Annotated in this window: 26 protein-coding genes and 1 pseudogene; 15 read left to right on the top strand and 12 right to left on the bottom strand. The window is 73.4% G+C overall.

Features of this window, described 5'->3' with window-relative positions; translation table 11 throughout:
- Positions 1-33 precede the first annotated feature (33 nt).
- From NITAL_RS27995 to NITAL_RS10975, 3 genes are read left to right on the top strand one after another with little or no spacing between them, the layout of a single operon-like run.
- Complete coding sequence (locus tag NITAL_RS27995; RefSeq protein ID WP_052666271.1) at positions 34-423, top strand: hypothetical protein; 390 nt, start codon at positions 34-36, stop codon at positions 421-423.
- Entirely contained in the window at positions 420-929 is a 510-nt protein-coding gene (locus tag NITAL_RS10980; RefSeq protein WP_083441455.1) for a YbaK/EbsC family protein, read from the top strand. Before NITAL_RS27995 ends, NITAL_RS10980 begins: the two co-directional genes overlap by 4 nt.
- Complete coding sequence (locus tag NITAL_RS10975) at positions 926-2,149, top strand: CynX/NimT family MFS transporter (RefSeq protein WP_052666270.1); 1,224 nt, start codon at positions 926-928, stop codon at positions 2,147-2,149. Before NITAL_RS10980 ends, NITAL_RS10975 begins: the two co-directional genes overlap by 4 nt.
- Positions 2,150-2,253: 104 nt before the next feature.
- Here the strand turns inward: NITAL_RS10975 and NITAL_RS10970 are convergent, their stop codons facing one another.
- Together NITAL_RS10970 and NITAL_RS10965 are read right to left on the bottom strand one after the other, a co-directional pair.
- Positions 2,254-2,622 carry a hypothetical protein gene (locus tag NITAL_RS10970; protein ID WP_052666269.1) on the bottom strand — a complete coding sequence of 123 codons (369 nt, stop codon included), beginning with the start codon at positions 2,620-2,622 and terminating at the stop codon, positions 2,254-2,256.
- A gap of 85 nt (positions 2,623-2,707) precedes the next feature.
- Complete coding sequence (locus NITAL_RS10965; RefSeq protein WP_157041763.1) at positions 2,708-4,102, bottom strand: phenylacetate--CoA ligase family protein; 1,395 nt, start codon at positions 4,100-4,102, stop codon at positions 2,708-2,710.
- Between the two features lie 153 nt (positions 4,103-4,255).
- Here NITAL_RS10965 and NITAL_RS10960 point away from each other — a divergent pair, with 153 nt between their 5' ends.
- The gene (locus NITAL_RS10960) at positions 4,256-4,450 is read left to right on the top strand and encodes a CsbD family protein (protein ID WP_052666267.1); all 195 of its coding nucleotides are present in this window, start codon (positions 4,256-4,258) and stop codon (positions 4,448-4,450) included.
- 63 nt (positions 4,451-4,513) lie between these two features.
- Here NITAL_RS10960 and NITAL_RS10955 read toward each other — a convergent pair whose 3' ends face one another.
- Entirely contained in the window at positions 4,514-5,500 is a 987-nt protein-coding gene (locus tag NITAL_RS10955) for an electron transfer flavoprotein subunit alpha/FixB family protein (RefSeq protein WP_052666266.1), read from the bottom strand.
- A 47-nt stretch (positions 5,501-5,547) separates the two neighbouring features.
- Positions 5,548-6,333: an electron transfer flavoprotein subunit beta/FixA family protein gene (locus NITAL_RS10950; protein WP_052666265.1), complete on the bottom strand. Its 786-nt coding sequence runs from the start codon at positions 6,331-6,333 to the stop codon at positions 5,548-5,550.
- A gap of 163 nt (positions 6,334-6,496) precedes the next feature.
- Here NITAL_RS10950 and NITAL_RS10945 point away from each other — a divergent pair, with 163 nt between their 5' ends.
- Positions 6,497-7,309, top strand: a complete 813-nt coding sequence (locus tag NITAL_RS10945; RefSeq protein ID WP_211262336.1) for a class I SAM-dependent methyltransferase — start codon at positions 6,497-6,499, stop codon at positions 7,307-7,309.
- A 56-nt stretch (positions 7,310-7,365) separates the two neighbouring features.
- Entirely contained in the window at positions 7,366-9,015 is a 1,650-nt protein-coding gene (locus NITAL_RS10940; RefSeq protein ID WP_052666263.1) for a 1,4-alpha-glucan branching protein domain-containing protein, read from the top strand.
- 25 nt (positions 9,016-9,040) lie between these two features.
- Here NITAL_RS10940 and NITAL_RS10935 read toward each other — a convergent pair whose 3' ends face one another.
- Entirely contained in the window at positions 9,041-9,781 is a 741-nt protein-coding gene (locus NITAL_RS10935; RefSeq protein ID WP_052666262.1) for an MBL fold metallo-hydrolase, read from the bottom strand.
- A gap of 167 nt (positions 9,782-9,948) precedes the next feature.
- Between NITAL_RS10935 and NITAL_RS10930 the strand changes: the two genes are divergently transcribed.
- Positions 9,949-10,395, top strand: a complete 447-nt coding sequence (locus NITAL_RS10930) for a hypothetical protein (protein WP_052666261.1) — start codon at positions 9,949-9,951, stop codon at positions 10,393-10,395.
- Positions 10,396-10,512: 117 nt separating this feature from the next.
- The gene (locus NITAL_RS10925) at positions 10,513-12,774 is read left to right on the top strand and encodes a transglycosylase domain-containing protein (protein WP_052666260.1); all 2,262 of its coding nucleotides are present in this window, start codon (positions 10,513-10,515) and stop codon (positions 12,772-12,774) included.
- Positions 12,775-13,015: 241 nt separating this feature from the next.
- On the opposite strand, the gene NITAL_RS10920 is transcribed toward NITAL_RS10925, so the two are convergent.
- The 3 genes from NITAL_RS10920 to NITAL_RS27235 form a co-directional block, all read right to left on the bottom strand.
- Positions 13,016-13,444, bottom strand: a complete 429-nt coding sequence (locus NITAL_RS10920; protein WP_052666259.1) for a DUF7878 domain-containing protein — start codon at positions 13,442-13,444, stop codon at positions 13,016-13,018.
- 482 nt (positions 13,445-13,926) lie between these two features.
- On the bottom strand, positions 13,927-14,928 hold the full coding sequence (locus NITAL_RS27240) for a S1 family peptidase (RefSeq protein ID WP_052666258.1): 1,002 nt from the start codon (positions 14,926-14,928) through the stop codon (positions 13,927-13,929).
- Complete coding sequence (locus NITAL_RS27235) at positions 14,925-15,221, bottom strand: hypothetical protein (protein WP_052666257.1); 297 nt, start codon at positions 15,219-15,221, stop codon at positions 14,925-14,927. Before NITAL_RS27235 ends, NITAL_RS27240 begins: the two co-directional genes overlap by 4 nt.
- 129 nt (positions 15,222-15,350) lie before the next feature.
- Between NITAL_RS27235 and NITAL_RS10905 the strand changes: the two genes are divergently transcribed.
- Genes NITAL_RS10905 through NITAL_RS10890 form a run of 4 tightly spaced genes read left to right on the top strand, consistent with a single transcriptional unit; the run spans position 15,351 to position 18,992 of the window.
- A complete protein-coding gene (locus NITAL_RS10905; protein WP_052666256.1) occupies positions 15,351-16,925 on the top strand; it encodes an aspartate:alanine exchanger family transporter in 1,575 nt (524 codons plus the stop codon).
- Between the two features lie 5 nt (positions 16,926-16,930).
- Positions 16,931-17,395 carry a copper chaperone PCu(A)C gene (locus NITAL_RS10900; protein ID WP_052666255.1) on the top strand — a complete coding sequence of 155 codons (465 nt, stop codon included), beginning with the start codon at positions 16,931-16,933 and terminating at the stop codon, positions 17,393-17,395.
- Positions 17,392-18,075 (top strand): SCO family protein, encoded by a 684-nt coding sequence (locus NITAL_RS10895; RefSeq protein ID WP_052666254.1) that lies wholly within the window; start codon positions 17,392-17,394, stop codon positions 18,073-18,075. Before NITAL_RS10900 ends, NITAL_RS10895 begins: the two co-directional genes overlap by 4 nt.
- On the top strand, positions 18,072-18,992 hold the full coding sequence (locus NITAL_RS10890) for a cytochrome c oxidase assembly protein (RefSeq protein WP_052666253.1): 921 nt from the start codon (positions 18,072-18,074) through the stop codon (positions 18,990-18,992). The genes NITAL_RS10895 and NITAL_RS10890 overlap by 4 nt, the downstream gene beginning before the upstream one ends.
- On the opposite strand, the gene NITAL_RS10885 is transcribed toward NITAL_RS10890, so the two are convergent.
- From NITAL_RS10885 to NITAL_RS10870, 4 genes are read right to left on the bottom strand one after another with little or no spacing between them, the layout of a single operon-like run.
- On the bottom strand, positions 18,956-20,815 hold the full coding sequence (locus tag NITAL_RS10885; protein ID WP_157041762.1) for a sensor domain-containing diguanylate cyclase: 1,860 nt from the start codon (positions 20,813-20,815) through the stop codon (positions 18,956-18,958). The two genes, NITAL_RS10890 and NITAL_RS10885, sit on opposite strands and share 37 nt — an antisense overlap.
- A gap of 11 nt (positions 20,816-20,826) precedes the next feature.
- The gene (locus tag NITAL_RS10880) at positions 20,827-21,834 is read right to left on the bottom strand and encodes an acyltransferase (protein WP_052666251.1); all 1,008 of its coding nucleotides are present in this window, start codon (positions 21,832-21,834) and stop codon (positions 20,827-20,829) included.
- A complete protein-coding gene (locus tag NITAL_RS10875; protein WP_052666250.1) occupies positions 21,831-22,778 on the bottom strand; it encodes a class I SAM-dependent methyltransferase in 948 nt (315 codons plus the stop codon). Before NITAL_RS10875 ends, NITAL_RS10880 begins: the two co-directional genes overlap by 4 nt.
- A 53-nt stretch (positions 22,779-22,831) precedes the next feature.
- Entirely contained in the window at positions 22,832-23,614 is a 783-nt protein-coding gene (locus NITAL_RS10870) for an enoyl-CoA hydratase/isomerase family protein (RefSeq protein WP_052666249.1), read from the bottom strand.
- A gap of 142 nt (positions 23,615-23,756) precedes the next feature.
- Between NITAL_RS10870 and NITAL_RS10865 the strand changes: the two genes are divergently transcribed.
- From NITAL_RS10865 to NITAL_RS29400, 3 genes and pseudogenes are all read left to right on the top strand, one after another.
- Complete coding sequence (locus tag NITAL_RS10865; RefSeq protein ID WP_211262335.1) at positions 23,757-24,305, top strand: XdhC family protein; 549 nt, start codon at positions 23,757-23,759, stop codon at positions 24,303-24,305.
- The gene (locus tag NITAL_RS10860; protein WP_052666248.1) at positions 24,302-25,063 is read left to right on the top strand and encodes an SIR2 family NAD-dependent protein deacylase; all 762 of its coding nucleotides are present in this window, start codon (positions 24,302-24,304) and stop codon (positions 25,061-25,063) included. Before NITAL_RS10865 ends, NITAL_RS10860 begins: the two co-directional genes overlap by 4 nt.
- A gap of 168 nt (positions 25,064-25,231) precedes the next feature.
- A pseudogene (locus NITAL_RS29400) lies at positions 25,232-25,336 on the top strand (ketol-acid reductoisomerase); the annotation flags it as partial.

The raw sequence follows: 25,336 nt of genomic DNA, 5'->3' as shown, positions 1-25,336 counted from the left end.
CGGCCCCCACCGCTGCCCGCGCGAGGCCCCGACGTGACCGCTCCCCACCTCCCACCGGACGTCCCCACCGGGGCGCGCCCCGAACGCGTCGTGCCGCTGCTGCACGACCTCGGCGAGGTGGCAGGCCACCGGCTGACCCTGCTCAGCCTCGAGGTGTGGCCGGGGTTCGCCGACCTGCGGTTCGCCCGCGTGTCCGCCGGCGCGGACCGTCCGCTCCCGCGCCGTGTCCCGCCGCCAGGAGCGTGGCGCATCGCCGTCGACGGGGAACCGGCCGAGGTCTGGGACGCCGTCGGTCGGGGCGACCGCGACTTCTCCAACGGCGAGGTGCGACTGCGACCTGCCCCGCAGCCCGGCGCCGAGGTGCACGTCTCGGTCGACCTGCTCCCCGGTGGCGAGCCGCTGACCGGGACGGTGACGGCGTGACGGCGCCCACCGACCTCACGTCCGCCGGCGCGACGCCACCACCCCGCGCGGTGACGCGGTTCCTCGAACGGGCCCGGACGCTCGGCCTCGACCCCGAGGTGCGGACCTTTCCGGCGGGGACCCGGACCGCGGCCGATGCCGCCGCGGCGATCGGCTGTGACGTCGCGGCCATCGTGAAGTCGCTGGTGTTCATCGCGGACGGCCGCGCGGTGCTGGCCCTGACCTCCGGCGCCAACCGGGCGGACGAAGCGGCGCTCGCGGCCGCCATCGGCGCATCCTCCCTGCGCAAGGCCGATGCGGACGAGGTCCGCACCGCGACGGGGTACGCCATCGGTGGCACCCCACCGTTCGGACACGACACCCCGCTGCCGGTCGCCTGCGACCGGGACCTCACCGCGCTCGACGAGGTGTGGGCCGCCGCCGGGACCCCCTCGACCGTCTTCCCGCTCACCCCGGCGCAGCTCCTGACTGCGACCGGTGCTCGCGTCGCGGTCTTCGGGACGTGACCAGCGACACGGGGTCGGCACGCGACGTCGACCGCCGGTGGGCGGTCGGCCTGGCGACGCTCGCCCTCGTGCTGACGGCCGCGAACCTCCGTCCGGCCGTGACCAGCCTCGGCGCGATCCTGCCCGAGGTGCGTGCCGGCACCGGTACCTCCGGCGTCGTCGCCGGGATCCTCACGAGCCTGCCACCCGTCTGCTTCGGGGTGGCGGCGCTGCTCGGGGCCCGGGTCGGTCGCCGGTTCGGGACCGCTCAGACGCTGCTGGGCGCCATGCTGGTGACCGGGGCGATGCTGGCCCTGCGCGCCACCAGCGGTTCGGGCGCCGCCATCGTCGGGTGGTCGATCGGCGCACTGGTGGCGATGGGCATCGGCAACGCGCTGCTGCCCGTGGTGGTCAAGCGCTGGTTCCCCGGTCGGGTCGGTGATGCGACCGGCTGGTACGCGGTGGCGCTGGCCGCCGGCACCGCCGCCGCGGCCGGGCTGACGGTGCCGATCGCCGACGCCACGACCGGCTGGCGGATCGGCCTCGGCGTCTGGGCGGTCCCGGCCCTGCTCGCCGCCGTCCCGTGGTGGTGGCTGCGCGAGCGCCGCCACCGCCCCCCTGGCGCCGACGGTGGCCTCCCGGAGGTGCCGCGCTACGACCACGCCATCGGGCAGCGGGTACGCCGTCAGCGACGCTCGTGGGCGCTCGCCGGCTACTTCGGGTCCCAGAGCCTCGCCGCCTACGTGGTCATGGGCTGGCTGCCGTCGATCTACCGCGATGCGGGGGTGACGCCCGCGACGGCCGGGTCGTTGCTGGCGGTCCTGATGCTCGTCGGTGGGCCCGTGTCGCTCCTGGTCCCCGCCTTCGCCGGGCGCCGCGCCGATCAACGTCCCCTGGTCGCCGTGCTCGCCGGGGCGGCCGCCACCGGTTTCAGCGGCCTGCTCCTCGCCCCGGCGGCAGCACCGTGGGTGTGGGCGGTGCTCATCGGGATCGGGATGGGCGCCTTCCCGCTGGCGCTGACCCTCATCGGCCTGCGCGCCCGGACCACCGACGGCACCGCCGCCCTGTCCTCCCTGGGTCAGGGGGTGGGGTACCTGCTCGCCGCCGGCGGCCCCGTGCTGTTCGGGTTGCTGCACGACGTGACCGACAGCTGGGACCTCCCCCTGACCGTCCTGATCGCGCTGCTCGGTCCGCAGCTGGTGTGCGGCCTGATCGCAGCTCGCCCCGGCACCGTGGACTGACCGAGCCGACCCGGCCGTCCTCGGCGAGTTCTGAGCTCGGTACCGGAGCCGCGGATCCGTCCACCGGGTGCAGTTCGCCGGACGAAGCCGACGATCCGCACCCGCTACCGCGTGCGCTCCACCGACGCTCGACGGGCCTGGGCAGCGCCGACGGTGGCCGGGGCGGCGACCCGGACGAGCAAGGTCAGCAGGACGGCCCACCCGACCGGCTCGTGCGCGAACGAGCGCACGGTGGGGACACCAGCCAAGCCGGCCAGTACCACGACGACCGCGACGCCGAGACCGATCGCGGCGACCTCGCGGGTGACGGCGATGTTCCACACCACGATCACGGCGGCAGCGATCACGACCCCCTCGACCACCGCCAGCCACTGGAACGTGCGAGAGACGACCAACACCAGGTCGTAGAGCAGGTAGGCCACGACCACGACCGCGGCGACGGTCCCTCCGATCTGCAGGTAGCCCTTCGGCACCGTCTCCCCCCGGCCTCGGTTCCACGGGCACCGTAGAGGAGGACGCTCCGTGCCGCACGAGGCTCGGGACCCGGACGTGGCCGGCCTAGCGGCGATCGGCGAGGACGCCGCCAGCCTCCTCGATGCCGCGCTCGACCTCGGCCACCGGGATGCCGGTGGTCAGCTGCGGCGCCAACCCGGCTGCCACCTCGATCCGCCCCTCCAGATCGCCGAGATCGCCGCGGGCCTCGCCAGCGAGCTCGACCACCAACCGGTCGCGGGGCACGCGCTGATCGGGTCCCTGGAGCTCGGCCCGCCAGGCACGGACCCACGGGGTCGCGGCCACGACGGCACCGACACCGCGGAGGTCGACGGTGCCCTGACGGCGCCCGTCGATGGCGACCGGGAGCTCCCAGGCGTGCGGCGCGACGTCGCCGACGATGCGCGGCACGGTGCGACCACAGCCGGGACACGCGTCGGTGGCGAGGGGATCGACCCACGCGCCGGTCTGGAACCGCACGTGCGCGGTGCCGTGCCACCCGACGCTGGTGACGGTCAGGTCACCGTCGCCGGACGCCGGCGCGCCGGTGAGCGGGTCGAGGACCTCCAGGACCTCGAGATCGGGGTAGGTGTGCAGGCCGTGCTCACCCTCGGCGCACTCGGCCCACAAGGCGCGACCGGCGCTCGGACCCCACAGCGCCCGGACCCGCACGTCCGCACCCAGATCCCCGAAGGCCGCGGCCACGCGCTCACGTTCGTCGGGCAGCGGCGGAGGCCCGACCGTGACGATCGTCCGCAGGCCGCGGAGCCCGATCCGGAGCTCGCCGAGGACGCGGGCGAGGTCGACCGCTTCCTGCGAGGGCACGACGAGGATCGTCGTCGGCAGCAGACCGGCCGCGAGAGCGACCGCGTCCAGGTCGTCACCGGCGCCACGTGCGTGCATCGCCGTCAGCCCGGCACCGGCTGCCAGGTGGACCACCCCGAGGTGTGCCAGCGTCGGGCCGGCAGGGACGGCGGACACCACCACGTCGTCGTCGCGCAGGCCGAGGACGGCGGCCGCACGCGCACCGGCCCGGTGCAGGCGGTCGAGGTCGGTCCGGCTCGAGGCGATCAGCAGGTCGCCCCCGACCCCGCCGCGGTGGAGCTGGACCGGGCGGTAGGCCTGGACGATCGCGTCCCGCTTGCCGGCAGCCCCGTCGCGGCGGATCGCCCGAGCGATCGCGGCGATCACACCGTCGTCTGCGGTGGCCTTGACCTGCGCCTCGTTCGGCCGGAGGACCGCCGAGGCGCCGGCCTGGGCGTCCGCCAGGAGGTCGCGTTCGCGCGTCGGGGTGAGCCGCTGGAGCCCACGGCGATCGGTCAGGAGTCGGTCGTCGATCCCGGCAGCTCGAGGGGCGTGGAACGGGGCCGCGGCCCGCACGGCCGACAGCCACCGCGACAGCGCCGCGGACTCGAGGCGCGACTGCTCGGCTGGTGTGCGTCGGTCCCAGGGCGCGACCACGGTGCTCCCGTCCGGTTGGCCGGCGGAGTGTACGAGGAGCCACGGCCGGACCCGGCCGGTCGGGTCGCCGGCCGTGGCGGGGCCCGCCCACACTGGTCCGCGAGCACCGGACGGCACGCCCGCGTCCGGGCGGGACGAGCGGAGGAGAGCACCGTGGGTGGTAACGACGGCAAGCAGGACCAGGCGGCCGGCAAGATGAAGAAGACGGCCGGCGACCTGACCGGCAACGAGGAGATGAAGTCCGAGGGCAAGAGCCAGGAGCGCAAGGGCAAGGGCAAGGAGAAGCTTGAGAACGCCAAGGACAGCGTCACCGGCGCGGTCAAGGGTGCTGGCGGCAAGGACGACTGACACCCCGGGTACACAGCGAGGCCCCGACGTGATGCCGGGGCCTCGCTGCTGGTGCGGTCGAGCTCAGCTGTTCTTGCGCTGCTCGAGCTCCTCGATCAGCTTCGGCACGACCTGGTAGAGGTCACCCACGATGCCGAAGTCGGCGATCTGGAAGATCGGCGCCTCGGCGTCCTTGTTGATCGCCACGATGTTCTGCGCGGTCTGCATCCCGGCACGGTGCTGGATGGCACCCGAGATGCCGGACCCGACGTAGAGGGTCGGTGAGATGGTGCGGCCCGTCTGACCGATCTGGAACCGGTGCGGGTACCAGCCGGCGTCCGTGGCGGCACGCGACGCACCGACACCGGCACCGAGCACGTCGGCGAGCTGCTCGATGAGGCGGAAGCCCTCCTCGTTGCCGAGCCCGCGACCACCGGAGACCACGATCGCGGCCTCGCCGATGTCGGGGCGGTCACCGCCGGACTGCTTCTCGACGCTGGTGACCTTCGAGGCGGTCGCCGCGTCCGAGAGCGACACGTCCACGGAGACGACCTCGGGTGCGGCGCCACCGGTCTGGTCGACCGGGAAGGCGTTGGCGGCGATGCCCACCAGCTGCTTCTTGCCGTCGGCGAAGGTGCAGCGGGTGATCAGGTCACCACCGAAGACCTCCTTGGTGGCCGAGACCTTGCCGTCCTTGACCTCGACGCCGGTCGCGTCGGTGATGACCCCACCGTCGACGCGGATCGCCAGGCGGGCGGCGACGTCCTTGACGTGGTTGGACGAGGCGAAGAACAGCACCTCGGCCCCGGAGGTCTCCATGATCTGCTGGAGCGCCTCGACCTGCGGCACGGTCACGTACCCGTGCGCGTCGGGCGAGTCCCAGGTGTAGAGCTTGGCGGCGCCGTGCGCGCCGAGGGTCGCGGCGGCGTCCGCCCCACCCTCACCGAGCCAGACCGCGGCGACGGTGTCGCCGGTGGTCTGTGCGACCTGGTTGGCCGCGTTGAGCATCTGGAGGGAGACCTTGCGCGGCGCGCCCTCGCTGTGGTCGATCAGTACGAGCAGTTCAGCCATCTGTGATCCTCCTGGGATCGTGTGCGTCGAGGCTCAGGGTCAGCCGCTCAGACGAACTTCTTGGACGCCATCCAGTCGGCGAGCTGCGACGCGGCGGCGCCGGAGCCGTCGTCCTCGACGATCGTCCCGGCCTCCTTCGGCGGACGCGGCTCGAACTCGGTCAGCACGGCCCAGGCGGCGTCCTGGCCGACCTCGGAGGTGTCGATCCCGAGGTCGCCGGCCGACTTGACGTCCAGCGGCTTGGACTTGGCCGCCATGATCCCCTTGAAGGAGGGGTAGCGCGGCTCGTTGATGGCCTCGACGACGGAGACGACGGCGGGCAGCGTGGACTCGACCACGTCCCAGCCCTCCTCGTGCTCGCGGTGGACCACGACCTTGTCACCGTCCACCTCGAGGTGGCGGGCGTAGGTCAGCGACGGCAGGCCCAGGATCTCGGCCACGGCCGCCGGCACGACGCAGGTACGCGCGTCGGTCGACTGGTTGCCGAAGATGACGAGGTCGAACTCCTCACCCTCGAGCGCCTTGGCGATGGCCTTGGCGGTCCCGATGGCGTCCGACCCCGCCAGCGCGTCGTCGGTGATCTGCAGGCCCGAGTCCAGCCCGTAGGACAGGGCCTTGCGGACCACCGGCTGGGCCGATTCGGGGCCCATCAGCAGCACCTTGACCTCCGCGCCCTGGCTCTCCTTGAGGCGGACGGCCTCCTCGATGGCGAACTCGTTGACGGGGCACAGGACCGATTCGACCGAATCGCGGTCGACGGTCCTGCTGGCGTCGTCGATCTTCTTCTCGCCAGCGGTGTCGGGGACACGCTTGACGGGGACGATGACCTTCATCCGGTCTCCCTCTCCTGGGGTCGTGGCGCTCCGCGCGCCGGTCACGGCGGAGACGTCGGGCGTCGCGAGCAGCGTAGGGAACTTTGAGCGGACACTCAAAGTCACGGCCGGTCATCCGGATGGGTTCGTCCACGGCGGATCCACGCCCGTAGGCTCGCGCGCCGTGACCGCTCCCCCCGCTGCTGCTGATCCTGGACCCACCGGCCTCGTGCTGACGGGCGAGCGCACCCTGCCCGGGATCCCCGACGAGCGGTACTGGTTCGAGCGCCACGTCGTGGCCTACCGGCTCGCTCAGGCCCGGGTGGCGGCCGGTGCACGCGTCGTCCTCGACGCCGGCTGCGGTGAGGGCTACGGGCTGGCGATGCTGGCTGCGGCGGGCGCCGACCGCGTCATCGGCGTGGACCTCGAGGCCCCCGTGGTCGTCCACGCCCGGGCCACCTACGGCAGCGACGTCGTCGAGGTCCACGAGGCCGAACTGATGTCGTTGCCCCTCGACGACGGCGCGGTCGACCTGGTGGTGTCCTTCCAGGTGATCGAGCACCTGCACGACATCCCGGGCTACCTGCGGTCGCTCCGACGGGTGACCCGTCGCGGCGGTGAGGTGTGGATCGCCACCCCCAACCGCCTGACGTTCACCCCCGGCAGCGACGTGCCGGTCAACCCCTTCCACACCCGGGAGTTCACCGCGGCGGAGCTGGCCGACGAGTGCCGCGCCGCCGGGTTCGACGTCACCCGCCTCCTCGGCATCGACCACGGTCGCCGGCTGCGCACGATCGAACGCCTGACGCGCCGGACCTTCGTCGACCTGGTGACCGCCTCACCTCCCGAGGACTGGCCACGGTGGCTGCGCGCCACGGTCCACCGGGTCGAACCGTCCTGGTTCACCGTCGCTCCCGGGACGGTCGAGGCCGACGGCACCAGCGACCTCGACACCACCTTGGACCTGCTGGCCGTCTGCCGCGTTCCCCGCACGTGACCGGACGCCGGTCGACCGCCCCGAGGACCGCGACACCGCCGGGCGAGGTCGCTCTCGTGCTGCACACCCACCTGCCGTACCTGCGTCACCACGGGGTCTGGCCGGTCGGCGAGGAGTGGCTGTTCCAGGCCTGGGGCACCTCGTGGCTGCCGGTGACCCGGCTGCTCGAGGAGCTCGCCGCGGAAGGGCACCGCGACGTCCTCACCCTCGGGGTCACCCCGATGGTCGCCCACCAGGTCGCCGATCGGCGGCTCGGTGACGACCTCGGCACGTGGCTCGGCGGGCAGGTGTGGCGCAGCGAGGAGCAGCGCTGGCACGACCGGATGCCGCGCGAGGTCCGCGACCTGTCGAGCTTCTTCTGGCGCCGGTTCGCGGGGCTCGCCGACTACCACGAGGACGTGCAGCGCCGTGGGGGGCTGCTGGCGGTCTGGTCAGCGCTGCAGGACGCCGGGGTCATCGAACTGCTGGGCGGTCCGGCGACCCACCCCTACCTGCCGCTGCTGACCGACCCCGCGCTGATCGACGCCCAGCTCGCCGACGGCCTGGCGAGCCACGCCCGTTGGACCGGCGCAGCACCCCGCGGCATCTGGGCCCCGGAGATGGGCTACCGGCCCCGCGGCCCGGTGGCGGACGCGACGGCCGATCCGACGACCGTCGACGCCCACGGGACCCCGACGCTGCCACGGACGGGTCCGGAGCTGCCCGGCCTCGAGGAGCACTACGCCGCCCACGGCGTCTCGCACGTGCTGGTCGACGCGCCGACGTTGATCCGTGCCGCGGGTGGTGCCGAACAGGACTGGACGGTGCGGCCCGCGCCGGCCGCTGCCGGCGCACCCGGGTCGGTGGTGCACGACGGGGTCCTGATCGGCGACTCGGACGTGGTGGCCTACGCCCGCGACCTGTCGGTCGCCTACCACGTGTGGTCACCGACGGCCGGCTACCCCGGAGGGGTCTGGTACCGGGATCTGTACGCGACGGGCGGGTACGGCGTGCACCCGTCGTGGCGCGTGACCGACCACACCCTCCCCCCGGACCGCAAGGCCGTCTACGAACCGGAGCGGGCTCGCGTCCAGACCGAGCGCGACGCCGAGCACCTGCGCGGCGTCCTGCACGGCGTGCTCGACGGACGCCCCGGCGAGCTGGTGGTCGCCGCCTACGACACCGAGCTGTTCGGGCACTGGTGGTTCGAGGGCGTGGCGTGGCTCGGCGGGCTGCTGCGCGGCATCGCCGCGGACGGGGGCCTCGTGACCACGACGCTGGCCTCCCGGCGGGAGCGACACCCACCCACACGCCGGCTCGACCTGCCGGAGTCGTCGTGGGGGTACGCCAAGGGCCACGCGTCGTGGGTCACGGCCGAGACGCGCCCGATGTGGCAGGAGCTGCGCCGCGCCGAGGACCGGGCCCGGACGGCGCTGGCGGGTGGCGCGGGGGCGGACGCCGCCCGTGCCCAGGTCGCCCGCGAGCTCGCGCTGCTGGCCTCCTCCGACTGGCCGTTCATGGTCACCCGGGGCAACTCGGCCGGGTACGCGGCCGACCGCGTCGCCGACCACGCCGCGCAGCTGCACCGCCTGTGCGACGCGATCGAGGTCGGCCGGGTCGAGGAGCGACTCGTGGCCGAGATCGCGGTCCGTGACGACGCGCCGGCCGACGTGACCCACCTGCTCGCCGCGCTGGATCCAGCGGGAACCGCGCGCCGTCCCGCTTGAACACGGCGCCGTCGCGTTCGGGACGTCACACGACGTGGGTGTCCCGCGGCCGCGCCAACTCGACGGGGCCGTCGTGGCTCCGGACGGCGGCGTCCAGCGACCGGTCGGGGTCGACGCCCTCGAGCAGGTGGGTGAGCAGCAGGCGGTCGACCCCCGCCGCGCTCGCGAGCTGCCCCGCCTCCTCGGCGTTGGTGCTGATGGGGTTGCTCGTGCCGGGTGACAACGTCGCCTCGCACAGGAACAGGTCGGCACCCGCGGCCAGGTAACCGACCGCGTCGCAGGGCCTGGTGTCGGCCGAGTACGCCAGGACGCCACCGGCCCCCTGGACCCGAAGTCCGAAGGCGGGACACCCGTGCTCGACGGCGTGGCCGGTCAGGTGCAGGTCCCCGACGTCGAAGGACGCCCCGTCGGTGAGGTGCACCGCCCGGTAGGGCATCCGCGCCTCGGGGTAGGCCTGCAGCGCCACGCCGATGGCCTCGTCCCACCCGGGGGGCCCGAACACCACCGGTGCGGGCCGGTCGGCGAGGTCGGCGGTCACCGCCATCCGGTGCAGCGCGATCGGCAGGTCGGTCCAGTGGTCGGGGTGCAGGTGCGAGATCCACACCGCGTCCAGGGACCAGGGGTCCATCCGGCGCAGCAACGCGTCGAGCGTCCCCGCGCCCGCATCGACCCAGACCCGGGTGGTCCCCTCCTCGACGAGGTAGCCCGAGCACGGCTCCCCCGGCAGCGGGTACCCACCTCTGCTGCCGAGCACGGTCACCTCCACGAGCGGCTCCGTCTCCTCGACCGGTCGAACGGAAGGCGGACGGTAGTACCACCGCACGGACATCGGTCGGACGCCCCCGGCCGACTGCCCATCCGACCCCAGAGGAGGCCGCGGACCGCCCCACACCGGTGATGCACGACCCAACGCGATCCGAAGGGAGGAGCACCGTGAGCCAGCACCAGACCCCGGACCGACGCGGCGGTGCCGCCGTCGAGGACCGCGCCACCAAGGGCACCGCCAGCACCGCGATCATCCTCTGTGTGCTCGGTGTCATCGCCGGGATCATGGCCGCCAGCGGGATGTACGAGGTCCTGATGGGTGTCCTCGCCGTCGTCCTCGGGATCGTGGCGCTCGTCATGGCCGGCGGCGCGTGGAAGCGCGCCAAGGACCGCACCGGTGAGACCGCCGGGACGACCGGGACGAAGGCCTCGCTCGGCGGCGCCGCCGCCGGTGTCATCGCCATCGTCCTCGGTGTCATCGGCGTGACGATGGCCGGCACGACCGACATCGACGAGGGCGTCGACCAGCTCGAGCAGGACGCCGAGGAGCTGGGTGAGGACGTCCAGGAGGGCGCCGAGGACCTCGCTGACGAGGCCGAGGACGTCACCGAGTGACGTCCGGCGTGCGCCTACACCGACCGGACCGAGGTGGCACCTGCGCCACCTCGGTCCTCGTGCGTCACACGTCGCGGTAGCGCAGCAGGTAGGCCGCCGCCGTAGCCTGGCGGCCGGATGGGCGGCCGTACGGCCCGTCTCGAGGTGCGGGAGGGACGCGACGTGGCGCTGGTGGCACGCCGGGCGATCGTCGCGTTCGTCAGCGCCGGCGTGACGGTCGCGGCCCTCGTCGTGCTCGTCGCGGCGATCGCGCTGCGCGTCGACTGGGACGTGCCCGAACCCGTGGCCCTCAGCGGCCCGACCGTCCTCCTGGACGTCAACGGCGACCCGCTCGCGCGCTTCACCGCCGAGGTCGACCGCGAGGTGGTCACCCTCGACCAGGTGGCCCCGGTGGTCGTCGACGCGGTCGTCGCCGCCGAGGACGCCCGCTTCTACGAGCACGACGGCGTCGATCCCCTGTCGCTGGTCCGGGCCGTGGTCAGCAACGTGCGTACGGGCGGCATCGCCCAGGGTGGTTCGACGCTCACCCAGCAGTACGTCAAGAACGCCTTCGTCGGCGACGACCAGACCCTGATGCGCAAGGTCCGCGAGGCGGTGGTGGCCATCGCGCTGGAACGCTCGACCTCCAAGGAGGAGATCGTCGAGCGCTACCTCAACACGGTGGCGTTCGGCGAGGGGGCCGAGGGCATCGAGGCCGCCGCACGCACCTATTTCGGTGTCGGCGCCGCCGATCTCGACGCCGCCCAGGCTGCCACCCTCGCCCAACTGCTGCCGGCGCCGTCGGTCCGCAACCCGCGCGCCGACCCCGCGGGCGCCGAGGCCCGCCGTGACGCGTTGCTGGCGCGGATGGGTGAGCTCGGATCGCTGACGCCCGAGGAGGTCGCCGCCGCGCTGGCGACGCCCCTCGAGGTGGCGCCCCGGCCGCACGTGACCACCGACGCGCCGGCGTTCGTCGGGTACGTGCGCCGCCAGATCGCCCACGCGTTCGGTCCGGAGGCGGTGCTGACCGGCGCGTTGACGGTCCAGACCACCTACGACCCTGCGGTGCAACGAGCTCTCGATGACGCGGTCGCCGAGGTGCTGCCCGCCGACGAGGTCGGCGACGTCCAGGCGGGGGCCGTCGCGATCGACCCGCGATCGGGCGCGATCCTGGCGATCCACGGGCGGCGCGACATGCAGCTCGGCGACCTCGACCTCGCCACCATGACCCGGCGCCAGAACGGGTCGGCCTTCAAGCCCTTCGTGCTCGCCGCAGCGCTGGAGGACGAGCTGGTCACCCCGTCGTCGACCCGGCCGGCACCGGGGTCGGTGACCATCTCGGACTGCGTCGACCACGACGGCGCCGCGATCACCGTCCGCGGCGGACCCGGCGGCAGCCTGACGGTGCACGAGGCCCTGGTGCGGTCGACCAACACCACCTACCAGCTGCTCGGCTGCGAGCTCGGCGGCCCGCGCATCGTCGAGGGCGCCCGCCGCCTCGGCGTCGCCAGCGAGGTCGGGACCGAGGCGGCCGTGGCGCTCGGCGGCTCGTCCTTCGGCGCATCGGTGCTGGACATGGCGTCGGCCTACGGGACGTTCGCCAACGACGGGATGCTCTGCCCGGCCCGCAGCATCGCCGAGGTCCGCGACCGCGACGGCACCGTGGTCGACCTGCCGGACGAGGTCGTCGTGATCCCCGACCAGCCGCGGACGCCACGCCGCCCCGATGCCGAGCTCCTCGACGCACGGCCGGACGAGCTGCGAGAACGGGACGCCGACGGCTGCCACGGCGCCCTCGACGCGCGGGTCGCCCGCCAGGTCACCGAGGCGCTGCAGGGGGTGATCGAGCGCGGGACCGGTCGGGCCGCCGACATCGGCCGGCCCCAGGGCGGCAAGACCGGCACGACCACCGACGCCAAGGACGCCTGGTTCGTGGGGGTGACGCCCGAGCTGTCGCTGGCGGTGTGGATCGGCGATCCCGGCGACGACGGTGAGGTGTCGCCGCTGAGCGACCTGCTCGGGCTGTCGGAGGTCACCGGCGGCAGCCTGCCCGCCGCGATCTGGGCCCGGGCGGCCGAGGTGGCGCTCGCGGACGTCGAACCCACGCCGTTCCCGAGCGTCGAGGACCTCGCGATCGAGGACGACGGCAGCCCACGGCCGGGTCCTGCGCGGCAGATCCCGACCGATCCGACCCCCGAACCCGAACCCGAGCCGACGCCGGATGAAACCGGTGAGGACGACGACGCGGTGGCGGACGACGGGGACACCGACGAGCCGGCACCCCCACCCCCCGGCGACGACGACGCGGACGCGGACCCCGCGGACGACGCCGACGACGACGGCGGCCCACCCGACGACGAGGACGACGACGACCGCTGCCTCATCGTGTTCCGCTGCTAGCGGTGCGACGAGCCAACGGCTGGCTCATCGGAGGTCATCGTCCGCCTCCCCGCCGTGCTGATCCTCCCGTAACGCTCCGTCCGAACATCACTCGCTCGATCACGCGTGATGTCGAGCACCACGCGCCCTTGGCTATCGGTGACGGAGATTCGATCGCCCTGACCGCTCAGGATGCTGTCAGGTGGTCCCGTCAGCGACTCGACTTGTCCACCACCGCGACCGCCCGAGAGCATGACCGGCATCACGTGTCCCGCGACTTCGTGTACCGGTCGAGATCGATGCCCCACCGATCACGCAGCTCATGCGCCAACCCCGCCAGGAAAGCTCGGATCGCCGTCCGGACCTCCTCGAAGTCCCGGGCTTCCGGGTCCGCCTTGTGTTGGTGGACTGACCCCACCCTCCAGCCACCCTCGACCCGGCGTATCCAGATCCAACCTGGCTCCGGGGTCTCCATCGAGTCGAACTCGAAGTCCTGCCCCGTCGTTGCCCCACCCTCCAGCCACCCTCTTATCTCGGCGGCTAGCTCGACCACTGGGAACTCGGGCTCCGAATAGATGAGGCCAGCATCTGTCACGAGCTCAAGGTCGGCGGTGACGCCAATGAAGACGTCGGCGGGATGGTCAGGTGCCAGACACTCCGACCGAAGATCACTGAAGCGCAGGGCAATCATGACTTCACCGGGAAGGCCGTCCAGATGCGGCCGTCGGTGCCAACCACGATTCGAAGCGCTGTCTCCCCCCGCGTACCGATGGCTTGCCAAGGTCGTACACGACGCGGAACGACCCTGGTCCGGTTGTTGGGAAGGAACATCGCGCCCTCGGATCGAAGCGCCTGCGAGATGAGGCCATGCTGGTCGACGCCATCGGCGAACTCGCGTAGTTGCCGCTCGCCCACGGCTGATGCTTCAGCGGGACGGTGAAGTCATCGATGTTGTCCGCCGCTCGGAAGGCAGCGCCAGACGCATCATCAAGTGCGCTCGCTACTCTTGGGGCGTTCGGGGTTGTGGCCGGGCCACCGTAGCGCTGCGGGTGGTCACGGCCCGTTTGATGGCGTGGATGGCACGTCCGACCTGGCTTGCGGGCCTGCCCCAGAGTCGATTCCGCCGCCGCGCGCACTCGACGTCGCCGCTCATGCCCAGCCGCCACGGCAGCTTCAGTCGGGGCAGTGGGAGAGGAGCTCGTCGCACAGGAGGCGGACCGGGATGGCGACGGGGTCGCTCCCGAACGGGGAGTACCGGCTCGAGCCGATCGCGACGACGCGGCCCTGGCCGTCCACGACCGGGCCTCCGGCGAGCAGCTCCAGGGCGGGCACGTCACTGATCACCGCGCTGCTGCCGGCGGCTGCCACCGTGCCACCGACCTGCACCGCACCGAGCCCGGGGGTCACCCCGACGGCGGTGATCCGGTCCCCCGGCGCGATCGGCTCGTCCGCCGGCCGCCACGGCATGGGCTCGACCCCCCGCAGCGGCACCCGCAACAGCAGCAGATCGCGGCTCGCCTGCCAGGAGTGCACCCGGCCCATCGTCTCGCCGCCGGCGGTCACCACCCGGACCCCGACGTCCAGCGGCACGTCCGGGCGTGAGGGGTCCGCCAGCAGGCTGAACGTGGTCGCCACGAACGCCGTCTCACCGTCGCTGGCCACCACGAACCCCGACGCCCGCCGGCGCAGGTCGATGGTCGGCGGGGGCGGGGGCGGCGGCTCCGGCTCGGGCTCGGCTTCCGGCTCGTCGTCCGCCTCGCCGTCCTCGTCCGGGTCGAGATCCTGCTCCTGCTGGGCCGCTGCGGGCGAGACGGCTGCCGGATCGGGGACCTGGACCTCCAGGACGAGGTGCACCACCCCGGCCTCCGCGGCGGCGGGGTAGGGCAGGTCCGCCGCGAGCTGGTCGCGGACCGCGTCGACCTCGGCCTCGATCGCCGAGATCGCCTCGTCCGCTGCCTCACGCACGTCTTCAGCGGCGCTGGTCAGGTCCGCCCGCGCCCCCGCCGTCTCGCGCGTCAACCGGTCGACCCGCTGCGAGGCGAACACCACCGCCAGCGACCCGGCCAGCACCGCACCCGCCAGCCCCACCGCCACGAACATCGGCAGCAGCCACCACCCGAGGCGGTCGCGGTCGCCGAGGAACCGTTCGCGCCAACCGACCCGGTCGTCGCTCACTCGCCCCGCTCCCGCCGGGCACGGTGGCGGCGGACCTCGACCAGCCGCCCGGCCGTGCCCACCAGGGGGACCAGCAGCGCACCGACCAGCACCCCCGCCCCGAGGTCCCAGCCGCGCACGAGCGCGGCGCCGCCACCGATCAGGACACCGAACGGGACCAGACGCAGCGGGAAGCGCCAGGCGGCGCCACCACCGTCGAAGCTGCGTGCCGCCACGCTCGCCCCGAAGGCCCCGAGGACCACCAGCACCAGGCCGATGGCCACCGCGGCCGGCGATCCGACGCTCAGGTCCACCTGCGTCCCTTCCGGTGCGACGACGATGGGATGGCCGGGCGGCGCGGTCGGCGCACCGTAGCCTCGCGCCCCCCGGGTCGGTCCAGCCGACCCGCTGGCCCAACGACCTGGCGAGGGCGAGGTGACGCGGTGCTGACGGTGCTGGTCGAGCAGCCGCTGCTGACCCTCTTCCTCGTCCTGACCGTCGGCACGCTGCTCGGCGCCATCCGCGTGGCCGGCACCAGCATCGGCCCGGCGGGAGCGCTGTTCGCCGGGCTCGCGGTGTCGGCCGCCGTGCCCGACGTCTCCCCCGCCGTCCCACAGGTGGTGGGCACCCTCGGCCTCGCGCTGTTCGTCTACACCGTCGGGATCGCCGGCGGTCCGTCGTTCTTCGGCGGGCTCCGTCGGGGCGCACCGGCCATCGGGCTGGCCGTCGGCACCTACGTCCTGGTCGCGGTGGTGGCCTGGGGGCTCGGCACGGTGCTGGGCCTCGCGGCCAGCGACGTCGCCGGCACCTACGCCGGGGCCGGGACCAACACCTCCGCGCTCGCCGCCGTCGTCGAGGTCGTCGGCGACCCCTCACCTGCGGTCGGCTACTCCCTCGCCTACCCCTTCGGTGTGGTGGGCATGATCGTCGCCGTGTCGCTCGCGCTCGGCCGGGCACGCCGCCGCCCCACGGCCGAGGACGCCGCACCCGACGAGCCACCCACCTACGTCACGGTGGTGGTCAGCCGCGACGACCTCCCTCCGGTCACCGAGCTCACCCACTGGGAGGGCGAGACCCTGGTGTTCTCGCGGGTGCGCCGCGACGGTGAGGACCACACCCCGGCCGCAGGGGAGCGGTTCGAGCCGGGCGACCTCGTGACCGTCATCGGGACACCGGCGGTGCTGCGCTCGTTCGTGACCTGGATCGGCGGGACCGCCGAGGAGGACCTCGTCCTCGACCGGCGACAGATCGACTTCCGACGTGCCGTCCTGTCCAACCCCCGCCACGCCGGCGCGACCATCGGTGAGCTCGGCCTCGACCGGTTCGACGCCGTCGCCGGGTTCGTCCGGCGCGGCGACGTCGATGTCATCGCCCGTGACGACCTCGTGGTCGAGCTCGGCGACCGCATCCGCGTCATCGCCCCCCGCGAACGCATGCCCGAGGTCATGGCCGAGCTCGGCGACTCGGAACGTGCCGTCGTGGTGGCCGACCCGATCGGGTTCTCGCTCGGCCTGCTGCTCGGGTTGGTCGCCGGCCTCATCGCCATCCCCCTGCCGGGGCGCACCCTCGTCCTCGGGGCCGCGGCCGGCCCGCTGCTGGTCGGGCTCGTGCTCGGCCGTCTCGGGCGGACGGGCCCGGTGGTGTGGCAGCTGCCGTACGCGACCAACCAGACCCTGCGTCAGCTCGGCGCGCTGCTGTTCCTGGCGGTCATCGGGCTCGGCGCCGGCCCCGAGCTCGCCGCCGCCCTCACCTCCGCCCGCGGCCTGCAGCTGCTCGGCCTCGGCATCGTGCTGACCACCCTCGGCGCGGCCGGGATCCTCGTCGGCGCCCGGATGCTCGGTGCGGGCGGTCCGCGCGCCGCAGGCACCATCGCCGGTGCGCAGGGGCAGCCGGCGGTGCTGGCCGCAGCGGTCGATCGCACCGGCGGCGACGACCGGGTCGCGCTCACCTACGCCCTGCTGTTCCCACCGGTGTTCCTGGTGAAGATCGTGGCCGCCCAGGTGCTGGCTACCCTCTGATCGCGATGCTCCCCTCCCGCCGCTCCCGCCTGCTCGGCACGGCTGTCCTGGCCGTGCTCCTCGCATCGTGCGCCAGCGGGACCCCACAGGTGGAGGTCGTCGGGCCCGTCCATGTCGCGGCTCCGGTGGCCGGGTCGTCGCAGGTCGCCCTGACCCTGGTCAACCGCGGCGATGGGGACGACGAACTGGTGTCGGTGTCCAGCGACGCGGCCCTCGCGGTCGAGATCCACCGCACGACGATCGCCGACGGGAGCGCCACGATGGAGACCCTCGACGGTCTGCCCATCGGCGCTGGCGAGGAGGTCGTCTTCCGTCCCGGTGGTCTGCACCTGATGCTGGTCGTCCCGGACGAGACCGTCCGGGAAGGCGGTACCGTCGGCCTCGTCCTGGACTTCGAACGCTCCGAGGACGTCGTGGTCGAGGGTCAGGTCGTGGACCTGCTCGACCTCGCCGAGGGGACCACCGAGTGACCGCCGCGTCCCGCCCCCGCGTCCTGCTCGCCCTCGTCGCGGGCCTGGCGCTGCTGGTGTCGGCGTGCGACCCGGCGAGCTCCACCGCGTTCACCGCGTCCAACCTCGGCGCCGGCGAGGACGGCTGGCGCGGCATCCCGCTCGAGCTCGACCCGCCCCGGACCCTGCCCGACGTCACCTTGGGCGACATCGACGGCGAGGAGGTGGCGCTGGCCGAGGACCTCCTCGGGGACCCCGTCCTGCTGTTCTTCGGGTACACCTCCTGCCCCGACATCTGCCCCATCCACCTGCGCACCATCGCCTCGTCGATGGAGTCGCTCGGGGTCTCGACGCGACAGATCCAGGTCGTGTTCGTCTCGGTCGACCCCGCCCGCGACACCGCCGAGCGGATGCGCGAGTACACCGAGGTGTTCGACCGCAACATCCTGGGGCTGCGAGCCGAGATCGACGTGATCGAGGACGCGCTGGCGCAGCTCGACCTGCCGGGACCGGTGGTCGAGGGGGTGAACCCGCGTGACGAGGGCGAGCTGATCGGTCACCCGGCGCAGGTCATCGGCTTCGACGCCGACGGGGTCGCCCAGCGCGTCTGGCCCTTCGGGACGCGCCGGGTCGACTGGATCGAGGACATGCCGCGGATCCTCGAGGAGTGGACCCGCGACGACGACGCGGACCAGCCGTGAACGTCGCGTTCTGGTGTTCAGGCGACGGCCAGGTCTGGACGTGGCGCTACACCCCGTTCCTCGGCGTGTGGGCCGTGGCGGCCATGTTCATCGGGAGCTACGTGGTCGCCCACCGGCGGGCCGGCCGGGCCATCGACCGCGTGCTGCTGCGCCGCTGGTGCCTCGGCGTGCTCGCCCTGTTCGTGGTCTCCGAGTGGCCCATCGGGCAGATCGGCGTCGGCTACCTCGCCACCGTCGGCATCGCCCGGTACGTGGTCTACACCTTCGTGGCGGCACCCCTGCTGCTCGCCGGCCTGCCGACCTGGCTGATCGACCGCTGGTTGCCGTTCGGGACCCGGCGCGAGCGGGCCGTCAGCCTGCTGACGCAGTGGCCCGTGGCCCTCATCGTGTTCAACGTGGTGCTGTTCGGCACCCACCTGCCGCTGGTGGTCGACGGGCTCAAGACCACCCAGCTCGGCTCGTTCAGCGTCGACGTCCTGCACCTGTCGGCCGCCCTCGTCTGGTGGTGGCCGGCCATCCGCCGCGAGCGGGCCCGCGGCGCCATCGAGGAACCGATCCGCGCCTTCTACCTGTTCGCCTCGTCGGTGCTGATGTTCGTCCCGGCCGCGTTCCTGACCTTCTCGCCCCTGCCGCTGTACGGCCTGTACGAGCTCGCCCCGCCGCTGTGGCTCGGGTTCGACGCGGTGTCCGACCAGCAGGCCGCCGGCATCGTGATGAACATCGTCGGCGGGTTCGTACTGTGGGGCATCATCGCCGCGCTGTTCCTGCGCTGGGGCAAGGAACAGCACGAAGCGGACGTGGCGGTCAGGCGCGCCGCCGACGCCGGCCGGATCGCCGACGCGCGCGCCGCCGCAGCCGCCGCTGCTGCTGCAGCTGACGATCAGACGACCTCGAGCCCGTCGGCGAACCGCACCTGACCCTTGCCGGCGGCCTTCGCCGCGTACAGGGCGCGGTCGGCCTGTAGGACCAGGCCATCGACGGTCGTGCCCTCCTCGGCGAGCGCCACACCGACGCTGATGCCGACGACGTGGTCGACCCCGTCGATGTTGAAGGGCCGCCGACCGACGGCCACGACCCGCTCGGCGATCGCGCGGACGGTCGCGACCCCGTCCACGCTGCAGACCACGAGGAACTCGTCGCCGCCGACCCGGCCCACCGCGTCGCCCTCGCGGACCGCCCCCTCGAGCCGGCGCGCCAGCACCCGGAGGACCTCGTCACCGGCCGCGTGCCCCTCCCGGTCGTTGACCGCCTTGAAGCCGTCGAGGTCGCCGAGGATCACCGCCGTCGTGTACCCGGGGTCCTCGGGGATGCTGAGCGCCGCCTCGAGCAGGGCGTACAGGCCGCGGCGGTTCCAGAGGCCCGTGAGCTCGTCGCGGAGGGCGGCCTCGGCGAGCTCGAGCGCCGCACGCTTGCGGGCGTCCACGTCCCGCAAGGTCACCACGACGCTGCGCTCCTCCTCCTGCGGCGCCTCGGCGACGACCACCTCGACCCACCGGTGCGACCCGTCGGTGTGGCGGACGCGCACGTCACCGACGCGCGGCAACGGCGTGGTCCCGAGGATCAGCCCGATCAGCGTGTGGTCGTCGTCCGCCTCGGCGATCGCTTCCAGGGGGAGGCGACCCACCTCGCTCGGTGTGCGACCCGTCAGGCGGACGCACGACGGGCTCGCGAACCGGACCGCCGGGTCGCCACCGACCGGTGTGGCGACCAGCAGGACCACGTCGCCGGTGTGCGCGACGAGGGACACGAGCCGTTCCTGGCTGCGAGCCAGCTCGTCCTGCGCGGTCTCGCGGCCCAGCTGGAGCAGGTGCACGCGCGTGAGCACGGCGGCCGCGAGGGCCACCCACGTGACCGAGAGCGACACCAGGGCGACCGCGGTCCCCCGCAGGGTGGCGACCAGCAGCACACCCGGTGGGGCGGTCAGCGCCAGCCCGAGCCCGAGGCTCCGCAGCACCGACACCGGTTCGGGCGTGGCCGGCCGCCGCTCGGTCAGCACCCGCATCGAGGGGTGCAGGGCCGCCGCCGCCGCGGCCAGGTTCGCGAGGACCCCGAGGACCGCCCGGGCCCCGGAGTAGACGTCGCCCCCGGAGGCCGCCCCGATCGCACCGAGCACGAAGGCCACCACCGCGAGCAGCACGCCGACCGACAGCGCGCCGGCGGCTGCCCGCCGGCCGGCCGGCAACCTGGCCGCGACCCGCCCGAGCAGGACCAGCACGGCCAGGAGGATGGCGACCTGCAGGGCGCCGGCCAGCTCGGTCCCGGTGCCCGCCCACCCCGGAGCCGCAGCCGGCACGACCAGCAGCTGCCAGATCAACGAACCCACCGCCAGGGTGGCGATCAGCGCGTCCAGCGCGCTGCCGAGGTTGCCCCGGCCGACCGGGCGGACGGCGTCGAGGATACCGGCGAGGAACAGCACCCCGGCAGCGACCGTGAGCCAGGCGTCGAGCGGCACGTTCGCCGTCAGCGGCCCCTGCCGGGCGACGACGAGGACGGCCACGTCGCCGAGCGCGCTGGAGGTCATCCCGGCGAGCAGCAGCAGCCACGGACGCCGGTGCGTGGGCCGGTTGCGCCCGATCCCGACCGCGGTCAGGGCGATGGCCACGACGACGAGCGCGAACCGGACCTGGAGGCCGGTGAGACCGCCGGCCGCGACGACCGTCAGCGCGGCCACGAGCGCGGCGCCGGCCGTGATGGCGCCCGCGGCGACGCCCAGCGCACGGCGATCGCCTCGCGGTCCCACCAGCTGGCCCTTCAACCGATCGGATCCCCCGGGATCGGTAGCCCACGCTGCACCAGCGCCAACGCCTCTTCGGGTTCCATCCCCGAAGGTAGCCGCGACTTGACCACACGCACCGGGACTCCGACCGCGATCGAGAACGGCGGGACGTCGGCGTTGACCAGGCAGTGCGACGCCACCACCGAACCGAACCCCACGTCGACACCCCGCAGGACCGTCGCCTTCTCGCCGATCCAGACGTCACCGCCGATGCGCACCGGCGACTTGACGATGCCCTGGTCCTTGATGGGCACGTCCAGCCGCTGGTAGCGGTGGTCGAAGTCGCAGATGTAGATCCAGTCCGCGAGGATCGACGCGCCACCCACCTCGACGTCGAGGTAGGTGTTGATCACGTTGTCGCGCCCCATCACGACCTTCGCGCCGAGGCTCAGCTGTCCCTCGTGAGCACGCAGCTTGTTGTCGTTCCCGATCCAGCACCAGGGTCCGAGGACGAGCCGTCCGTGCGCCGGACGGGCGTGGAACTCGACCCGCTTGCCGGTGAAGATCAGGCCCTGGAACTCCACGTGGTGCCCACGTGCCTTCATCCGGGCCACGTGCCAGGCGTGGCGCCGGTAGAGGGTGAGGAACTGCGGGGTGTACATGCGCCGCTCGGTCGCGAACCGGATCGACTCACGCCACCCCCACCGCGGGTAGCGGCGCCGCATGGGGGGGCGCCGCAGGTGGACGGGCACCCCGAGCTCGGCCAGGGCGTCGTCACCGAACGCGGACGCGCGTGCCATCCCCTCGCGCGCGACCTCGGCGGCCACCGCCAGGTCGGCGTGCTGGGCCAGGGCGGCCCGCGCGGCCTCCTCGACCGCGACCGGATCGTCGGCGTCCACGTCCGCCAGCGGATCGCCCTCGACCCGGGCCCGATCGGCGACCGCCGGGACGGCACCGTCGTCCGCGACCACGTCGGCGACCTCCGGCACCCGCCGCGTCCCGATGACGCGGTCGTCGTCCTCGGTCGCCGGGTCGTCGGTCACGCAGGCTTCCGGGCGTGCAGGATCAGGTTGTAGAACAGCCCGCGCGGCACGAACCGCCGCAGGACCTTCTCGTCGAGCGCCGTCAGCCGCTTGTAGTTGTCGAAGGCGAAGAACGCCCAACGCGGTCCGAGCAGCCCCGGGCGGACCGATGCCTCGATGGTGCGCACCGACCAGCCGAACCAGTTGGCCGTCAGCTCCTCGGTGACGACCTCGACCTCGCCGAACCCGGCGAGCTTCGCCATGTGCTCGACGTCGTCGGGGCGGAAGGTGTGCAGGTCGACCTGGTCCTCGAGGGCGGCCAGGACCGCGTCGCGGTCCTCGGTGTGCGACCCGGAGGAGGGCTTGCGCCACGAGGACAGACCCGGCAGGCGGGTGACGCCCATGAACACCCGCCAGGTGTTGTGCTTGACCAGGTGCGAGATGCGGTCGCCGTAGTGGGTGGGCTCGCCGGCGATGACGAGGCGTCCCCCCGGAGCCAGGACCCGGTACATCTCCTGGATGGCCTTGCCCGGCACGGGCAGGTGGTGGATGAACGCGTGCCCGATGACAAGGTCGAAGCTGCCGTCCTCGTACGGCAACGCCTCGGCGTCACCCTGGGTGGTGGTGATCGCGAGGCCGTGCTCGCGTCCGTTGCGCTCGCAGACGTCGAGCATGCCCTGGGAGATGTCGGTCGCCTCGAGCGTGGCCCCCTCGAGGGCCCCGCCGAGCGCCAGGTTGATGGTGAAGAACCCGGTCCCGGCGCCGACCTCGAGGACCCGCTCGAACGTGGCGTCGGCCGGGACGACCTTGCGCAGCCGGTCGACGGCGTACTCGATGCAGCGCTCGTCGTAGGAGATGGAGAACTTCTCCTCGTAGCTGGCCGCCTCCCAGTCGTGGTAGGCGGCCTGCTTCTGCTTGAGGTCCATCGCGTCGGTGTCGGCGTAGGTGAGAGGCTCGGCGCTCACGGGTGCTCCTGGCAGGTGGCGCGACGCGCCCGGCGCGTCGGCGATCGTGGTGGTCAGCGTCCGGTGAACTCGGCCTTGCCGGGGCCGTGCTCGATGAAGCTGGCGATGCCGATCCGGGCGTCGTCGGTGGCGAAGCACTCGGCGAACAGCGCGGTCTCGAGGCGCAGCGCCTGATCGAGGGGCAGCTCGGAGCCGTCCTCCATCGCACGCTTGGCGAGCGCGGTGGCGTACGGGCCGGCCGCGTACCGGGCGGCGGCCGCGTGGGCGGCGTCGTGGAGTTCGTCGACGGGGTGGACCGCGTCGGCCAGGCCGATGCGCTCGGCTTCGACGGCGTCGACGATCCGCCCCGAGAAGACCAGCTCCTTGGCACGCGACAGGCCGATCAGGCGCGGCAGCCGTTGCGTCCCTCCCGCCCCGGGGATGATGCCGAGCAGGATCTCGGGCTGCCCGAGCTTGGCGTTGTCGGCGAGGAAGCGGAAGTCGCAGGCCAGGGCGAGTTCGCAGCCGCCACCGAGGGCGTACCCGGTGATCGCGGCGATCGTCGGCATCGGGACGCGGGCGAGGGTGTCGAGGCTGCGCTGCAGCACCTCACCGACCCGCCGGACGTCCTGGTAGTCCCACTCGGGGAACTCCTTGATGTCCGCCCCGGCGGCGAAGACCTTCGGGCCGCCGGTGATCACCAGCGCGCGGACGTCGTCGCGTTCGGTCGCCTCGGTGGCCGCCTCGGCGATCTCGCGCCAGACCTGCAACGACAGGGCGTTCATGGGAGGACGTTCGAGACGGAGCGTGCCCACCCGGGTCCCCGCATCGACGTCGAGACGGACGAACTCGCCCACGGTCCTACGCTCCCACGTTCGGTGGCCGCCGAGTCTAACGGCGGCCCGCCCCCACCTCCTCGCCGAGTCACGGCCCCCGCCGTGCGGTCCCCAGCACGGCCCGGACGTGGCAGGATCGGCGGAGACCGACCCGGAGCACCGCGTGATCGACGACCAGGCGCACGAGCACGGCAGCGACTGCGCTGCGGCGCACGGCGAGGCGGACCACGGCCCGGACGCGGGGACCCTCGTGGCCGTGTTCGCCGGTCCGGTCGCCGAGGTGCTGCTGCGTTGGGGCCGCGAGCTCGGCTACCGCACCGTGCTGCTCGAACCCGAGGCCGTGCGCACGACCGCCGCGCACCGATCGGCCGCCGACGTCGTGGTCGACGATCCCGACGGGTTGGAGCTCGATGCGGCCACGGACGTGGTCGTGACCGACCACCACCGCGACGACCTCGGACCCGTCATGGCGCCGCTGGTCCGGGCTCGGCCGCGGTGGATCGGGATCATGGGCTCGCCGCGCCACGAGGGGCCGCACCACGCTGCGCTCGCCGCCGAGGGCGTGTCCGAGGACCTGGTCGCCACGGTGCGCCGCCCCATCGGTCTCGACATCGGATCGAAGGCACCGGCCGAGATCGCCCTGTCGACGCTGGCGGGGCTGGTCGCCGCCCGCAACGATCGCAGCGGCGGGTTCCCAGCAGCGCGCCGGTGACCGAGCTGCTCGCACTGGCACGTGCGGTGGCAGCCACCGACCGCCTGGTGGTGCTGACGGGGGCGGGCGTCTCGACCGCGTCGGGCATCCCCGACTACCGCGGCCCGAACGGCACGTGGACCACGGATCCCGAGGCCGAGGCGCGCGCGACCATCGACGCCTACGCGGCCGACGAGCAGGTCCGGCGCACCACCTGGCGACGCCGGGTCGACGGGCCGGTCCTCAGCGCCGTCCCGAACCCGGCGCACGACGCGTTGGTGGAGCTCGAGCGTCGGGGGCACCTGCACACCGTGGTGACCCAGAACGTCGACGGCCTGCACCAGCTGGCCGGGCACGCGCCCGAACGCGTGATCGAGGTGCACGGCAACGTGCACGGCGCACGGTGCCTGACGTGCGGCTGGACGGGCCCGATGGCGACCGTCCTCGCCCGGGTACGGCGAGGTGACCCCGATCCCCGCTGCGGCGCGTGCTGCGGGGTCCTGACCTCGACGACAGTGGCCTTCGGAGAGTCGCTCGATCCCGCGGTGCTGCAGCGAGCCCACGACGCGACGGTCTCGTGCGAGCTGTTCCTGGCCGTCGGTACCTCCCTGCTGGTGCACCCGGTCGCGTTGCTGCCGCGCACGGCGCTGCGCGCAGGCGCGACGTTGGGCATCGTGACCCGTGGGCCGACACCGTACGACGCCGAGGCCGCGATCCGGATCGATGACGACGCCGGCGCGACCCTCAGCGCCGTGGTCGACCTGCTCGACGACATCTGACCGGCGGCGACCGCCCCACCCGATGCGGGAGCCCGTTCGTCCCCTGCCCGCGGGTTGCCCTAGCCTCACCGTCGCATCCGCGCCCGCACCCGCCCTCCGCAGGCGCAGGCTCGCCCCCTTCTCGGGACGTCTCGTCCCGCTCGCTGACCGGATCTCCAGGAGCTACCCGTGGCTGCCACCATCTTCTACGACCAGGACGCTGACCTCTCGCTGATCCAGGGCCGCACGGTCGCGGTCCTCGGGTACGGCTCCCAGGGGCACGCCCACGCGCTC

Origin of the sequence: Nitriliruptor alkaliphilus DSM 45188, from assembly GCF_000969705.1 — a bacterium.
Lineage (GTDB): Bacteria > Actinomycetota > Nitriliruptoria > Nitriliruptorales > Nitriliruptoraceae > Nitriliruptor > Nitriliruptor alkaliphilus.
The sequence above is the reverse complement of the archived record's forward strand: the minus strand, read 5'-3'. Positions and strand labels throughout refer to the sequence as shown.

Coding starts and splice junctions, on each gene's coding strand:
- NITAL_RS10955 (WP_052666266.1), bottom strand. CDS start 5,500: ATGGCTGAACTGCTCGTACTGATCGACCACAGCGAGGGCGCGCCGCGC.
- NITAL_RS10950 (WP_052666265.1), bottom strand. CDS start 6,333: ATGAAGGTCATCGTCCCCGTCAAGCGTGTCCCCGACACCGCTGGCGAG.
- NITAL_RS10925 (WP_052666260.1), top strand. CDS start 10,513: ATGGGCGGCCGTACGGCCCGTCTCGAGGTGCGGGAGGGACGCGACGTG.
- NITAL_RS10920 (WP_052666259.1), bottom strand. CDS start 13,444: ATGATTGCCCTGCGCTTCAGTGATCTTCGGTCGGAGTGTCTGGCACCT.
- NITAL_RS10900 (WP_052666255.1), top strand. CDS start 16,931: ATGCTCCCCTCCCGCCGCTCCCGCCTGCTCGGCACGGCTGTCCTGGCC.